Genomic DNA, 12,319 nt, shown 5'->3' on the forward strand with positions numbered 1-12,319 from the left:
CATTGTCTTCATGTTGAGCGCTCTAAGCAGCTTTATTGACAATGCTCTCGTTCCTAAACTCTGCCATGGCCTCGTTTCAGCCGTTCGCTGAAGCACTATCTCGTGGCAGATGTTCCTCCTGATGGAGCAGAAAGGTTGAAGGATGGATATCGCACTTATCGAGCGGATTTTTCCCTTCATTGTTGAAGCTGCCTGGGTCACTGTCGGACTGACTGTCGTGTCGCTGCTGATCGGTCTGGTTGTCGCCAGTCTGCTCGTTATGGCGCGCTTTTCGCGATATGCACCAGTGCGCTGGATTGCTGTGGCCTATATCAGCATCATGCGTGGTACGCCGCTTCTGGTGCAGCTCTTCCTCGTGTTCTTTGGTGGGCCGCAATTCGGCTTTGAATTCACGCCCTTTGTGGCGGGTGTCATCACGATGGGCTTCAACATCGGCGCCTATATGTCTGAGGGTATGCGCGGGGCGATCCTGGCAGTTGATAAAGGCCAGAATGAAGCCGCCCGGTCGCTTGGTTTTGGTCGAGTTGGCACGATGCGGCTCTTCATTCTGCCACAGGCTGCTCCTTTGATGATCCGGTCGCTGGGCGTCAATACGGTTATTCTGACTAAGAGTACTGCTCTTGTCTCCACCATCGGTGTGGTTGAATTGACCTATACTGCGCAGCGCTTTGTCACTTCCACCTACAAGCCCTTCGAGGTTTTTGCGGTGGCTGCTGCGGCTTACATCGTCATCATAGCCGTCATTTCGCTGATCGTTCGCGGACTTGAAACCTACTTCAACGCTGAGAAGAGGGCAGGAGCATGAGTCTGGATTTCACAGTTGTTCCACCTTATGCGGAACTGTTGCTCATCGGTCTTCTGTGGACCGTTCTGATCACCGTTCTGGCTGGCATTATCAGTGTTGTGCTTGGTATTGTTATTGCAATCGTCACCCTTCATGCGCCCAAACTGATCAGCCTTCCCCTGCGCGGCATTGTATTCCTTTTCATGGGCACACCGCTGCTGCTGCAGCTTTATCTGCTCTATTATGGCCTGTCGCAGATCGGGATCATGGTGCCTGCATTCTGGACCGGTGTGTTCGGGCTTGGTATGCATTATGCCGCCTATAATGCCGATATCTTCCGTGCGTCGCTGGAGGCTGTCGACAAGGGACAAATGGAAGCCGCTCGCTCGCTTGGTTTCGGCAATGGTGCCTCTTTGCGCTATTTCATTATCCCGCAGGCAATCCTCACGGCTTTGCCGCAGGTCGGCAATAACAGCATTATCCTGCTCAAGGACACGGCCGTTCTTTCGGTGCTCGGCATCACAGAACTGGTGCTGAATGCCCAGCGTGGCATCAGCGAAACCTATCGTCCTTTTGAGTTCTACTTCGTTGCAGCCGTGCTCTATTACCTCGTCAATCTTCTGATGGAATGGGGTTTGAGCAAAGCGGCCAAGAAAGCGGAAGCTATCCGATGAACACACAGACCCCCATGATCGAATTGCGCCAAATTCGGAAATCTTACGGCGAAATCGAGGTGCTGAAAGGCATCGACCTGACTGTTGCACGCGGGAAGATCGTTTCCATCATCGGCCCCAGCGGATCGGGTAAGAGCACATTGCTCCGCTCCATCAATATGTTGGAGGAAACCTCAAGCGGTGAAATCTGGCTTGATGGACATCAGGTAAATCGTCCGCTCAAGGGGCGTGCTTTTGAAAAGCACATCAACCACATCCGTCAGGAAATGGGGATGGTTTTTCAGCAGTTTAACCTCTTCCCGCATTTGACGGTTTTGCAGAACATCATGGTCGGACCGATGAAGCTCAAGGGCTTGTCCCGGGCGGATGCATTGGAACGCGCTAACACTCTGCTCGCCAAGGTCGGCCTTGTCGATAAGGGGCACGCCTATCCGGCACGTCTCTCTGGCGGCCAAAAGCAACGTGTTGCCATTGCTCGGGCTTTGGCAATGCAGCCCAAAGTTATGCTTTTTGATGAAGCGACATCTGCGCTTGATCCGGAGCTGGTCGAAGAAGTCAATCAGGTCATGAAGCAGCTCGCAAACGAGCACATGACCATGCTGATCGTCACCCACGAAATGCGCTTTGCCGCCGAAGTCTCCGACCATGTGATGTTCATGGATGGTGGCGTGGTGGTTGAGCAAGGCGCGCCAAGCCAAGTCTTGTCCGATCCTACCGAGGAACGGACAAGAGCCTTCCTACGAAAGCATCTTTCGCAATAAGCCGGTCGAAAACGACCGAAGCCTGAAGTTTATGTTCTGAAGCGTGTTTCTGACATCTCGAAACACGCTCTAATCGACGGAGATTAGATTCAATGACTGCGAGTGTTTCAAACGGCGCGTCCAACGCCGTAACGACCGCGCACAACCATATTAATGCGCAGCATGTCGAAGATCTGGCATTGCGCCTTGTTGGCTGGGGCAGTGAAACAGGCACACCCGGAGAGGCGGAGTTTTCCGATCATCTCGTAGCCGTTCTCAAGGAAATACCCTACTTCCAGCAGAACCCGGATAATATTCGCACAGTAGCCAGCCATGGTGATCCGCTGACCCATAATGTGGTCGCGCTGGTGCGTGGAAACGGCAAGCGCACGCTCGCTCTTGCAGGCCATTTTGATACGGTCGCAACCGATAACTACCACGAACTTAAGTCGCTCGCTTGTGAGAGCCTGAAACTCAAGGACGCTCTTATCAAGGATTTGTCTAATCGTTCACGATCCGCTCAGGAAGAGCGCGCGCTGGAAGATTTGCTGAGCGGCGATTTCCTCCCGGGACGTGGTCTGCTCGATATGAAAAGCGGGCTTGCCGTGGGTATAGCCTGTGCTGAAAAATTTGCGGCTGACCCGGATCGCAGCGGTAATTTGTTGCTGGTTTTCACCCCGGATGAAGAACGCGAAAGCCGTGGCATGCGTTCGATGCGCAATGCGCTGCCAGCTATCGCCCGCGACTTCGACATTGAAATCTCAGCTGCGATCAATCTCGATGTGACATCTGATCAGGGCGACGGAAAAGAAGGTCGTGCGGTTTATGCTGGGACGATCGGAAAGCTGCTGCCCTTTGCGCTGGTTATCGGATTGAGCTCACATGCGAGCTATCCATATGAAGGCGTGAGCGCACAGGCGATGGCTGCCAGCATTCTTGCACGCTTTGAAGGCAATGCAGCGCTTGCTGATCGCGATGAGAATGATATCTCGCCGCCACCAATCTGTCTTGAGGCAAAAGATCTGCGTGACGGATATGAAGTGACGACGCCAGAACGTTTCTGGATCGCGCTTAACTGGCTTTATCATGCCATGACGGCGGAAGAGCTGTTCAGTCGTTTCAAGGATGAAGTTCTGGCTGGCGCGACAGAGGCCGTTGAGCGCTTTGCCGGGCAGTCGGAAGCGTTCGGAGAACTGATCGGAAAACGAGCTGGCGCAATTCCGGCGGCACCGAAGCTCATCACGTTCGAGCAGTTGCGCGTGATGGCTGCAGAGGTCGCCGGTGAGCAGTTTGAAGCTCTTTACAGCGAGCAGGAAAAGCGCCTTGCCGATATCGACAATCCGTTGTCGGTCAGCCGCCAACTGACTGAATGGCTTGTCGGCGTTGCACATCTGTCAGGTCCGGCAGTTGTTGTGGGTTTTGCAGGTCTGCATTACCCAGCAAGCCATCTTGATCATACGCAGGCTAATGATCGTGCGTTCAAACAGGCTATCGACACAACGATGCAGGCATTTGCGGCCTTCCCGGATCAGTCACTCGTCTGGAAGCCGTATTTCCAGGGCATTTCCGATATGAGCTTTCTGGGGCAGGCGACGCTTGGGCAGGATATTGTTTCAAACAACACACCGGTCGCCCGTCTTGTCGATCATCCGGCGGGTGACGCCTTACAATTCCCGGTGGTCAATATTGGCCCATGGGGACGTGAATTCCACCAGAAGCTTGAGCGTGTACACGCGCCTTATGCCTTTGAAGTCCTGCCGCAGATCGTTTCGATGATTGCGGAAAATTTTCTCGTAACCAAGGCCTGAGCCAGCAGTGCTTTGCCCAAACATGTTGGATAAGGGTTCATATCAATGACCAATGAAAAGCTGAATATAGTTCCGTTTGTCAGTGTCGATCACATGATGAAGCTTGTGCTCACGGTGGGAGTTGAAACCTTCCTCAAAGAGCTGGCTGAAGTGATCGAAGAAGATTTCCGCCGTTGGGAACAGTTCGACAAGACGCCGCGTATCGCATCCCACTCCGACGAAGGTGTAATTGAGCTGATGCCGACAAGCGACGGCACGCTTTATGGATTTAAATACGTAAACGGCCATCCGAAGAACACAAAGGAAGGTCGCCAGACCGTCACCGCTTTTGGCGTGCTCTCCGATGTCGGCAACGGTTACCCAATGCTGTTGACGGAGATGACGATTCTCACAGCGCTTCGCACAGCTGCAATGTCAGCAGTCGCAGCCAAACATCTTGCGCGGCCTGATTCAAAGACCATGACGATCATCGGAAATGGCGCACAGAGCGAGTTTCAGGCGTTGGCGTTCAAAGTCATCCTGGGAATCGAAAATCTCCGCCTCTTTGACATTGATCGTTCTGCGAGCGAGCGCTGTGCGCGTAACCTGAGTGACAAGGGCTTTTCTGTTTCGATTCACAACACATCGCAGGAAGCCGTTGAAGGTGCCGACATCATCACGACTGTTACGGCTGACAAGCAATATGCCACTATCCTCAGTGACAACATGGTCGGCCCTGGCGTGCATATCAATGCCGTTGGCGGCGATTGCCCTGGCAAAACCGAGTTGAATAAAGACATTTTGCTGCGTTCCGACATTTTTGTCGAATACCCGCCGCAGACCCGCATCGAAGGTGAAATCCAGCAGCTTGACGCCGACTATCCAGTCAAAGAGCTCTGGGAAGTCATCACCGGTGCGATCTCTGGTCGTGCTTCCGACCGAGCCATCACCCTGTTTGACAGTGTTGGTTTCGCAATCGAAGATTTCTCGGCGCTGCGATATGTCCGCAGCAAGTTGGAGGAAACGGGCCTCTTTGTCGAGCTGGATATGCTGGCTGATCCTGACGAGCCACGCGACCTTTATGGAATGCTCATTCGATGCGAAAAGGCGCTGAAGCAGGCAGCCTGATAGCAAAAGCAAGGCCGGTGGTGAAAACCACCGGCCTTTTGCATTATACGCTGCTCAGAAGAATGCTGGTCTCGCTGTTCATGACACCATCGATCGTTCGCACTTCACGCAAGACGCGATCAAAATCGTGCAGGCTTTCTGCATGGATCTCCGCCACCAGATCCCATGAACCGTTTGTCGTGTGCAATGTGCGTATTTGCGGCAATCCCCGCAAGAGCTTGATCACCTTGGTTGTCGAGCGGCCTTGCACTTCGATCAGCATGATCGCATGCACAACCCCATCATCGTAATCCTGCCGAACCCGGATCGTGAAGCCTAATGCGGCACCAGTTTCCAACAGGCGATCCAGGCGCGCCTGAACGGTTCCGCGTGAAACGCCAAGGATAGTCGCCAGTTTTGAGAGCGGCGCACGTCCGTCCTCCCGCAAAATGGCAATCAGCTTATGATCCAGATCATCAAAAATATGCATGTCACTTTTTACAGTTCAACTGTGCAAATTGCTATATTTTTTACAAATGACCCGACACTTTTACAATTTTAACTGACTTTATGCCCTCCTACTCTGCTTGTCGGAGTGCTGATGGAGGAGCGTGTGAGTATGTTGGAGAGCAGGAAAAGCCACCTGATCGAGCTACCAGAGTTCATGGCGCGGCGATGCCAAATTCGCTTCCGTTGGTGAAGCGATAAGCGCTTTAAATCTTTGTTTTTATGCATGTCTTTTGCGACATGCTTTAGCAGCGAGAATAGTCTGAGAATGAGCAGACCATCTGTCCAGAGTCCGAAATCGGTCGTTATGATCCGACCGCATCATTTTACCCCCAATGCGCAAACCGCAAAGGATAATGCGTTTCAGTCTGTCGACGAGCGTCGCTCCGCTGAAGTGCTGGCGAAAGCAGCTTTCGATGAGGTAACGCTCATGGCCGAGGGATTGGCTGATGCGGGCGTAACGGTTCATCTTTTTGAAGACGAAACTCACGCTTTGCCCGATTCAGTCTTCCCGAATAACTGGTTTTCGACCCATTCGGGCGGCCATGTTGCTATCTATCCGATGTTTTCGGAAAGCCGTCAGAAAGAACGCCGCCCTGATGTGATCGAAATGCTGAAGCGCGACTATCGCGTTCAGGACGTCATCGATTATTCGGGTCTGGAGCGTGATCACTTCTATCTCGAAGGCACTGGCGCCATGGTGCTCGACCATATAGGCCGTGTGGCCTATGCGGCCCGTTCCAATCGCACCAATGAAGTGGCGCTGGAGCGTTTCTGCACACATTTCAACTTTGAGCCAATGGTGTTTGACGCGGTCGATTCGTCCGGCAAGCCGATCTATCACACCAATGTGCTGATGTGCATCGGTGCAGATTACGCATTGATCGGAACCGATATGATTACCGATCCGGCCCGCCGTCAGGAAATTGTTGATCGTCTGCAGGAAACCGGACGCACGGTCATTCATCTTTCAGCACGACAGATTGGTGAGTTTGCCGGAAATGCCATAGAACTGGAAGGCCAGGATGGCCGGGTTCTGGCCCTTTCAGCCCGCGCTCTTGCCGCTTTGAGCAAGGATCAGATCAAGACAATCGAACAGACCGCAAGGCTGCTGCCTTTCGCCGTTCCGACGATTGAGCTGGCTGGCGGATCGGTCCGCTGCATGTTGGCTGGCATTCATCTTTCGCGCCGCACAACAAACGGCACACATTTGCTTTACGCAACAACAAGAGCCGGGTAGATAGGCTCCAGCTAAATTGAGGGTAACCTTCCATGTCTTCTAACAGACCCGTTTATGAGTTCAACTCGATCATCGTCCGTGAGCCTTCGCGCTCTGTGGTGAATGGTCTTCGTGCGCTGGATACCGGCAACCCAACCTATGAAGGCGTTAAGGCCGAACATGACGCCTATATCGCTGCCATGCAGGCTGCAGGCGTTGAGGTTACGATCCTTCCTCCGCTCGAAGATTTCCCTGATTCCATCTTCGTTGAAGATCCAGCACTCGTTTTCACGGAAGGCGCAATTCTGCTCCGTCCGGGCGCAGTAACGCGCGTTGGTGAAACGGCTGTTATCGAGCCAACCCTCCGTCAGATGTTCGACACCGTTGTTGAACTTCCAGAGCCAGGCTTTGCTGATGGTGGCGATGTTCTGACGACACAGAAGAGCGTGATGATCGGCCTTTCTGCCCGTACCGATAAGGCAGGTGCAGCAGCGCTTATCGCAAGCCTCGATAAGATCGGTCGCAAGGGTGAAGTTGTTTCGACACCGGAAGGCGTCCTTCATTTCAAAACCGACTGCTCGCTGGTCGATGAAGAAACTGTTCTCTCCACGAGCCGCCTCGCGAAGTCCGGCGTCTTCTCCGGTCTTCGTCAGCTGATCGTGCCGGAAGGCGAGGAAGCCGCTGCCAATGCATTGCGCGTCAATGACGTTGTGATGGTCGGCTCCGATTTCCCGCGCACCATCGAGCTGCTGGAAAAGAGCGGTTATAACGTGGTTCCACTGAAAACCACGCAGATTGGCAAGATCGACGCTGGTCTTTCCTGCATGTCACTTCGCTGGTATCGCAAGTAAGTCTTACGGCTCAGGGGCACCCGCTCCTGAGCCGTTTTCTATATGCATTCCCCGTGCTTGCCGTAATAAAAAGGTGAGCCGTTACAAAAATATAAGGAGAACGGGAACATGGTTGGTTTTAAAGGGAAAATTGCAGGCGCGATCGCACTTGCTGTATTGGCCAGCGGCGCAGCACAGGCGGAAGGTAAACTTCGTCTCGGCATGACGCCTGAGCCATACATGCCTTTCACACAGGTCAATGCTGCAGGTGAATGGGAAGGGCTGGAAGCGGACCTTTCACGCGCGCTCTGCGAAAAGCTCGCAGACAAGTGCGAATTCAAGTCGATGGCATGGGATGGCCTTATTCCATCGCTCACCGAAAACAAGGTCGATTTCATTATCGGCGCTTTCTCGGTGACGGATGAACGCCGTAAGGTTGTTGATTTCAGCACACCTTACTACACCGAAGGCACTGTCGTCGTCGGATCCAAGTCGGACACGGACAAGGTCGGCACTGTCGCGGCAAGCGATGGTTCGGGTGAAGTCGTTGATCAGGCAGCTTTGTCGGGTAAGATCGTCGGTGTCCAGACTTCGAGCGTCCAGTCGGCTTACATGACCAAGTATCTGCCGGATGTCTCGATCAAGAGCTACGACACGGCTGACAACTCGGTTGCTGATCTCGTTGCGGGTCGCGTTGACTATGTTCTTGCGCCGGATCTGTTTGTGCAGAATTTCCTGAAGACCCCGCAGGGCGAAGATTACGAAGTCAAGCTCGTTGCGCCAAAGAGCGTTGTGCTGGGTGAAGGCGTTGCCTATGCCGTCCGCAAGGGCGATACAGCAACGCTTGAAAAGGTCGATGCAGCAATTGCAGAACTCGACAAGGAAGGCGCTTTGAAGGCACTGGTCGACAAGTGGATTTTCGAAAAGAAGTAATCCTTTAAGGAAACGAACGCCGGTAGCGGCGTTCGGCCTTCGCTTACAGCATCGACCCAAGGTCCAAATCGACTTTGGAATGCCGGATGCGTAAATTTAATAAGCCGGAGCGCCCCTTTTGCGTCCATAGAGATGCGTGGCGCTCCGTGCGAAGCGTCTGGCTTTTTGATCGGATTAATCTGCATGGATTCTTATTGGCAACTGTTAGCCTGGGGAAGTGAGGGCTGGGGAGACGAGTTCGCACACGGACTTCTGATGACCTTGCAGGTCTCGGCCGTGGCATTTGCAGTCTCATTCCTCTTTGGGCTCACCGCCGCATCGGGTAAGCTTTCGCGAAACCGTTTCACGAAAGCGATTGCTGATCTTTATACAACGGTGGTTCGCGCTCTGCCGGAACTGCTTGTTATTCTGCTTCTCTATTTCTCTGTCGCGACAGGTGCGGAACGGCTTCTCAAGGCGACGGGCCTTGTCGGCAATGATTTCCAGTTTAGCGCCTTTTGGGCCGCAATCATCGCGCTGGCTTTCGTCAACGGCGCGTTTATGACTGAAGTGTTGCGTGCATCTTATCTGGCAATTCCGCGGGGGCAGATCGAAGCGGCACTTTCCATCGGGATGCGTCGTCGTCAGATATTTACCCGCGTCACTTTCCCGCAAATGATGCGTCATGCCGTTCCCGGCATTGGCAATCTCTGGCTTTCGATAACCAAGGAAAGCGCGATCATTTCGGTTCTCGGTTCCTTCCATGAATTGCTTTATACGGGCTACCGCGCTGCGGCATCCACCAAGCAATATGTGTTCTTTTATGGCCTGACGGCACTCCTGTTCCTGGGCATCACACTGGTTTCAGTTCTGATAATTGCACGGCTTGAAAAACGCCTGAGCCGGGGGCACGGATAATGGAATCGATCACTAAAATCGTTGAGTTCCTGCCGCCGTTGATTAAGGCGATGCCGCTGACACTGCTTTTGACGGCAACAGCAGGCGTTATCGGCCTGATCTTTGGTACGCTGAGTGCGTTGGCGCTGCTTTCAAAGAGCCGTATTCTGAAATGGCCGGCTTTTGTCTACACCTTCATTTTCCGGGGCACGCCGCTTCTGGTGCAGCTTTATCTGATCTATTACGGGCTTGGGCAGATACTGCCAGGCACATGGGTCAGACACAGCTTCCTGTGGCCATATATGCGTGATGGCCTGTGGTATGCGGTGTTTGCGCTGAGCCTCAATCAGGGTGCTTACAATGCCGAGGTTATTCGCGGCGCTATCAAGTCAATCCCACGCGGGCAGATCGAAGCAGCACTTTCTATCGGTATGAGCCGGTTCAAGATTTTGCGCCGCGTTACCCTGCCGCTGGCCTTCCGTCATTGTATGCCGGTTCTGACGAGTGACCTTATCATCCTGCTCAAATCCACTTCGCTTGCTTCCACAATTACGATCATGGAAGTGATGGGAACCGCACGCGCGTTGCAACGCAGTTCCTTGTCGATATTCGAGCCGTTGATTGCGGCAGGTATCCTCTATTTCACCGTTGTGTTCATCCTTACCCGGATCATGAACTGGGTCGAACGGCGCATGAGCAGCTCACGCGCGTCGATGGTCTGATCTGTTTCAGGAGCAATTTAAATGACGTCCATGGCACTGACCGTCAAAAATATTCACAAGAGCTTCGCTGGTGTCGAGGTTCTAAAAGGCATCTCTTTTGAAGCCAAGAAAGGCGACGTCATATCGCTGATTGGCAGCAGTGGTTCTGGCAAAAGCACTTTGCTGCGCTGCATCAATTATCTGGAGACTCCAGATGAAGGCGAGATCGCAGTTGCGGGTGAAGTGATCCGCACCAAGGTCGGACGCGATGGAAAATCCCATGCTGCCGATCCGCGTCAGCTTGAACATGTCCGCACGCGTCTGGGAATGGTGTTTCAGAGCTTTAATCTTTGGTCGCATCGCACGATCCTTGAGAACATCATCGAAGGACCGATCCATGTTCTGGGCATGTCGAAGGCGGAAGCTTTGGCAGAAGCAGAGGTTCTGATGGAGAAGGTGGGGATCACGCCCAAACGCGATCAGTACCCCACCCAGCTTTCCGGCGGACAGCAGCAACGCGCTGCAATTGCTCGTGCGCTCGCTATGAAACCTGAAGTCATGCTGTTTGATGAGCCGACTTCTGCACTTGATCCAGAACTGGTGACGGAAGTGCTGCAGGTTATCAAAAAACTCGCCGAAGAAGGCCGGACAATGGTGATGGTGACACATGAAATGGCGCTTGCACGCGAAATTTCGAGCGAGGTCATTTTCCTGCACAAGGGACTGGTTGAAGAGCGCGGTTCGCCTGATATCGTGATGCGCAATCCGCAGTCGCAGCGCCTGCGTCAATTCTTGCACATGAGTTAAGAGGGGGGAGACCATGACCGATAACAAATTGGGTGTGTTTGAGGATGAACTTAAAGCTATCCGCAGGCATCTGCATAGCATTCCCGAGCTGGGATTAGAGGAAGTTGAGACTTCCGACTATATTGCATCCCGCTTGCAGGAATGGGGCTATGAGCTGAGCCGCGGGCTTGCCAAGACTGGCATTGTTGCCTCTCTGCGCCGGGGCAATTCAAATCGCTCCATCGGTTTCCGCGCTGATTTTGATGCGCTACCAATTCTGGAAGAAACTGGTCTGCCTTATGCAAGCAAGAATGCGGGCAAGATGCATGCCTGTGGCCATGATGGTCATACCGCAATGCTGCTGGGCGCTGCTTGGTCGCTCGCAAAGGATGAAGACTTTTCGGGAACTGTTCATTTCATTTTCCAGCCCGCTGAGGAAAATTATGGCGGTGCTCAGATCATGATCGAGGAAGGGCTCTTTGAACGCTTCCCTTGCGATCAGGTGTTTGCGCTCCATAACTGGCCGGGTTTGGAAGCCGGCAAATTTGCGTCCAAGGCAGGCCCGATTGCTGCTTCCATAGATGCACTCACAATGACGGTTAAGGGCAGTGGCGGACATGGTGCAGAGCCTGAAAAGACAATCGATCCAATCGTGGTCGCGTCAAGCATTGTCTTGGCCCTGCAGACCATCGTCTCTCGCACTGTCTCACCACATCAGGCCAGTGTGATTACCGTCGGTGCGTTTAATTCGGGTGCGGTTTGTAATGTCATTCCTGATACGGCCAAGCTTGAAATCTCGATGCGTGCCACCGACCCGGTCATTCGCAAGACATTGCGTGATAAGGTCGAACAGGTCGCAAAGATGCAGGCAGCGAGCTACGGCGCGGATGTGAGCTTTGACTGGATGACCGGCTATCCGGCAACCATCAACGATGCGGCGGCATTCGAGCAGGCGAAGGCGACAGTGACGCAGCATTATGGCGAAGATGCTTTTGAAGAGCTGGACCGACCATTTATGGGCAGCGAAGACTTTTCCTTCATGCTGGAGAAGTCGGCTGGCGCGTATCTCTTAATCGGAAATGGCGACAGCTCTGGTCTGCACACGGCGACCTATAATTTCAATGATGAAATATTGGAGCGCGGAGTGTCCTTTTTCCATAATCTGGCTAAGGACAGCCTCAAAGTTTGAGTTATTCGGTGAGAGGCGCGGAGTTTCCCGCGCCTCTTTCATTCGATATTCAATGCGTTCCGACGGCTTTTCCATAGACGCGGATGACGTTTCTGACGGCTTCGACCATCAGCGCATGTGGCGTGGCTTCCACCTTGCCGGCTGCAACAGCCGGATAAAGTGTTCCGAGATACTGGCTGATCAGCG

At 53.3% G+C, this 12,319-nt stretch carries 13 protein-coding genes; 12 read left to right on the plus strand and 1 reads right to left on the minus strand.

What is annotated here, in order from left to right:
* The first annotated feature begins 142 nt into the window (after positions 1-142).
* From RT142_RS12650 to RT142_RS12670, 5 genes are all read left to right on the plus strand, one after another.
* A complete protein-coding gene (locus RT142_RS12650) occupies positions 143-805 on the plus strand; it encodes an amino acid ABC transporter permease (RefSeq protein ID WP_007877610.1) in 663 nt (220 codons plus the stop codon).
* Positions 802-1,458 (plus strand): amino acid ABC transporter permease, encoded by a 657-nt coding sequence (locus RT142_RS12655; RefSeq protein WP_113159730.1) that lies wholly within the window; start codon positions 802-804, stop codon positions 1,456-1,458. Before RT142_RS12650 ends, RT142_RS12655 begins: the two co-directional genes overlap by 4 nt.
* Positions 1,455-2,219: an amino acid ABC transporter ATP-binding protein gene (locus RT142_RS12660; protein WP_064321278.1), complete on the plus strand. Its 765-nt coding sequence runs from the start codon at positions 1,455-1,457 to the stop codon at positions 2,217-2,219. The genes RT142_RS12655 and RT142_RS12660 overlap by 4 nt, the downstream gene beginning before the upstream one ends.
* A 92-nt stretch (positions 2,220-2,311) precedes the next feature.
* Positions 2,312-4,006, plus strand: coding sequence for a M20/M25/M40 family metallo-hydrolase (locus tag RT142_RS12665; RefSeq protein WP_112807580.1), 1,695 nt, complete (start codon positions 2,312-2,314; stop codon positions 4,004-4,006).
* 45 nt (positions 4,007-4,051) lie between these two features.
* Positions 4,052-5,113, plus strand: a complete 1,062-nt coding sequence (locus RT142_RS12670; protein WP_313028961.1) for an ornithine cyclodeaminase — start codon at positions 4,052-4,054, stop codon at positions 5,111-5,113.
* 43 nt (positions 5,114-5,156) lie between these two features.
* Here RT142_RS12670 and RT142_RS12675 read toward each other — a convergent pair whose 3' ends face one another.
* Positions 5,157-5,582: an Lrp/AsnC family transcriptional regulator gene (locus RT142_RS12675; protein ID WP_007877621.1), complete on the minus strand. Its 426-nt coding sequence runs from the start codon at positions 5,580-5,582 to the stop codon at positions 5,157-5,159.
* A gap of 285 nt (positions 5,583-5,867) precedes the next feature.
* On the opposite strand from RT142_RS12675, the gene ctlX reads away from it, so the two are divergent.
* The 7 genes from ctlX (at position 5,868) to RT142_RS12710 (ending at position 12,133) form a co-directional block, all read left to right on the plus strand.
* Positions 5,868-6,839, plus strand: a complete 972-nt coding sequence (ctlX, locus tag RT142_RS12680; protein WP_313028963.1) for a citrulline utilization hydrolase CtlX — start codon at positions 5,868-5,870, stop codon at positions 6,837-6,839.
* A 32-nt stretch (positions 6,840-6,871) separates the two neighbouring features.
* Positions 6,872-7,669 (plus strand): dimethylarginine dimethylaminohydrolase family protein, encoded by a 798-nt coding sequence (locus RT142_RS12685; protein WP_007877625.1) that lies wholly within the window; start codon positions 6,872-6,874, stop codon positions 7,667-7,669.
* A 108-nt stretch (positions 7,670-7,777) separates the two neighbouring features.
* A complete protein-coding gene (locus RT142_RS12690; RefSeq protein ID WP_313028965.1) occupies positions 7,778-8,581 on the plus strand; it encodes a transporter substrate-binding domain-containing protein in 804 nt (267 codons plus the stop codon).
* Positions 8,582-8,764: 183 nt separating this feature from the next.
* Positions 8,765-9,478: an ABC transporter permease gene (locus RT142_RS12695; protein ID WP_007877634.1), complete on the plus strand. Its 714-nt coding sequence runs from the start codon at positions 8,765-8,767 to the stop codon at positions 9,476-9,478.
* Complete coding sequence (locus tag RT142_RS12700) at positions 9,478-10,179, plus strand: ABC transporter permease (protein ID WP_007877641.1); 702 nt, start codon at positions 9,478-9,480, stop codon at positions 10,177-10,179. The genes RT142_RS12695 and RT142_RS12700 overlap by 1 nt, the downstream gene beginning before the upstream one ends.
* A gap of 21 nt (positions 10,180-10,200) precedes the next feature.
* Complete coding sequence (locus RT142_RS12705; protein WP_064321273.1) at positions 10,201-10,965, plus strand: ABC transporter ATP-binding protein; 765 nt, start codon at positions 10,201-10,203, stop codon at positions 10,963-10,965.
* Between the two features lie 13 nt (positions 10,966-10,978).
* On the plus strand, positions 10,979-12,133 hold the full coding sequence (locus RT142_RS12710; RefSeq protein ID WP_313028967.1) for a M20 aminoacylase family protein: 1,155 nt from the start codon (positions 10,979-10,981) through the stop codon (positions 12,131-12,133).
* The last annotated feature ends 186 nt before the right edge of the window (positions 12,134-12,319 follow it).

This window comes from Brucella sp. (assembly GCF_032066345.1).
GTDB lineage: Bacteria > Pseudomonadota > Alphaproteobacteria > Rhizobiales > Rhizobiaceae > Brucella > Brucella pseudogrignonensis.

Excerpts from the sequence above, each read along its gene's own strand:
- RT142_RS12670 (WP_313028961.1), top strand. The coding sequence starts at position 4,052 with ATGACCAATGAAAAGCTGAATATAGTTCCGTTTGTCAGTGTCGATCAC.
- RT142_RS12660 (WP_064321278.1), top strand. The coding sequence starts at position 1,455 with ATGAACACACAGACCCCCATGATCGAATTGCGCCAAATTCGGAAATCT.
- RT142_RS12695 (WP_007877634.1), top strand. The coding sequence starts at position 8,765 with ATGGATTCTTATTGGCAACTGTTAGCCTGGGGAAGTGAGGGCTGGGGA.
- RT142_RS12710 (WP_313028967.1), top strand. The coding sequence starts at position 10,979 with ATGACCGATAACAAATTGGGTGTGTTTGAGGATGAACTTAAAGCTATC.
- RT142_RS12650 (WP_007877610.1), top strand. The coding sequence starts at position 143 with ATGGATATCGCACTTATCGAGCGGATTTTTCCCTTCATTGTTGAAGCT.
- RT142_RS12665 (WP_112807580.1), top strand. The coding sequence starts at position 2,312 with ATGACTGCGAGTGTTTCAAACGGCGCGTCCAACGCCGTAACGACCGCG.
- RT142_RS12675 (WP_007877621.1), bottom strand. The coding sequence starts at position 5,582 with ATGCATATTTTTGATGATCTGGATCATAAGCTGATTGCCATTTTGCGG.
- RT142_RS12705 (WP_064321273.1), top strand. The coding sequence starts at position 10,201 with ATGACGTCCATGGCACTGACCGTCAAAAATATTCACAAGAGCTTCGCT.
- RT142_RS12700 (WP_007877641.1), top strand. The coding sequence starts at position 9,478 with ATGGAATCGATCACTAAAATCGTTGAGTTCCTGCCGCCGTTGATTAAG.
- RT142_RS12655 (WP_113159730.1), top strand. The coding sequence starts at position 802 with ATGAGTCTGGATTTCACAGTTGTTCCACCTTATGCGGAACTGTTGCTC.
- RT142_RS12690 (WP_313028965.1), top strand. The coding sequence starts at position 7,778 with ATGGTTGGTTTTAAAGGGAAAATTGCAGGCGCGATCGCACTTGCTGTA.
- RT142_RS12685 (WP_007877625.1), top strand. The coding sequence starts at position 6,872 with ATGTCTTCTAACAGACCCGTTTATGAGTTCAACTCGATCATCGTCCGT.
- ctlX (WP_313028963.1), top strand. The coding sequence starts at position 5,868 with ATGAGCAGACCATCTGTCCAGAGTCCGAAATCGGTCGTTATGATCCGA.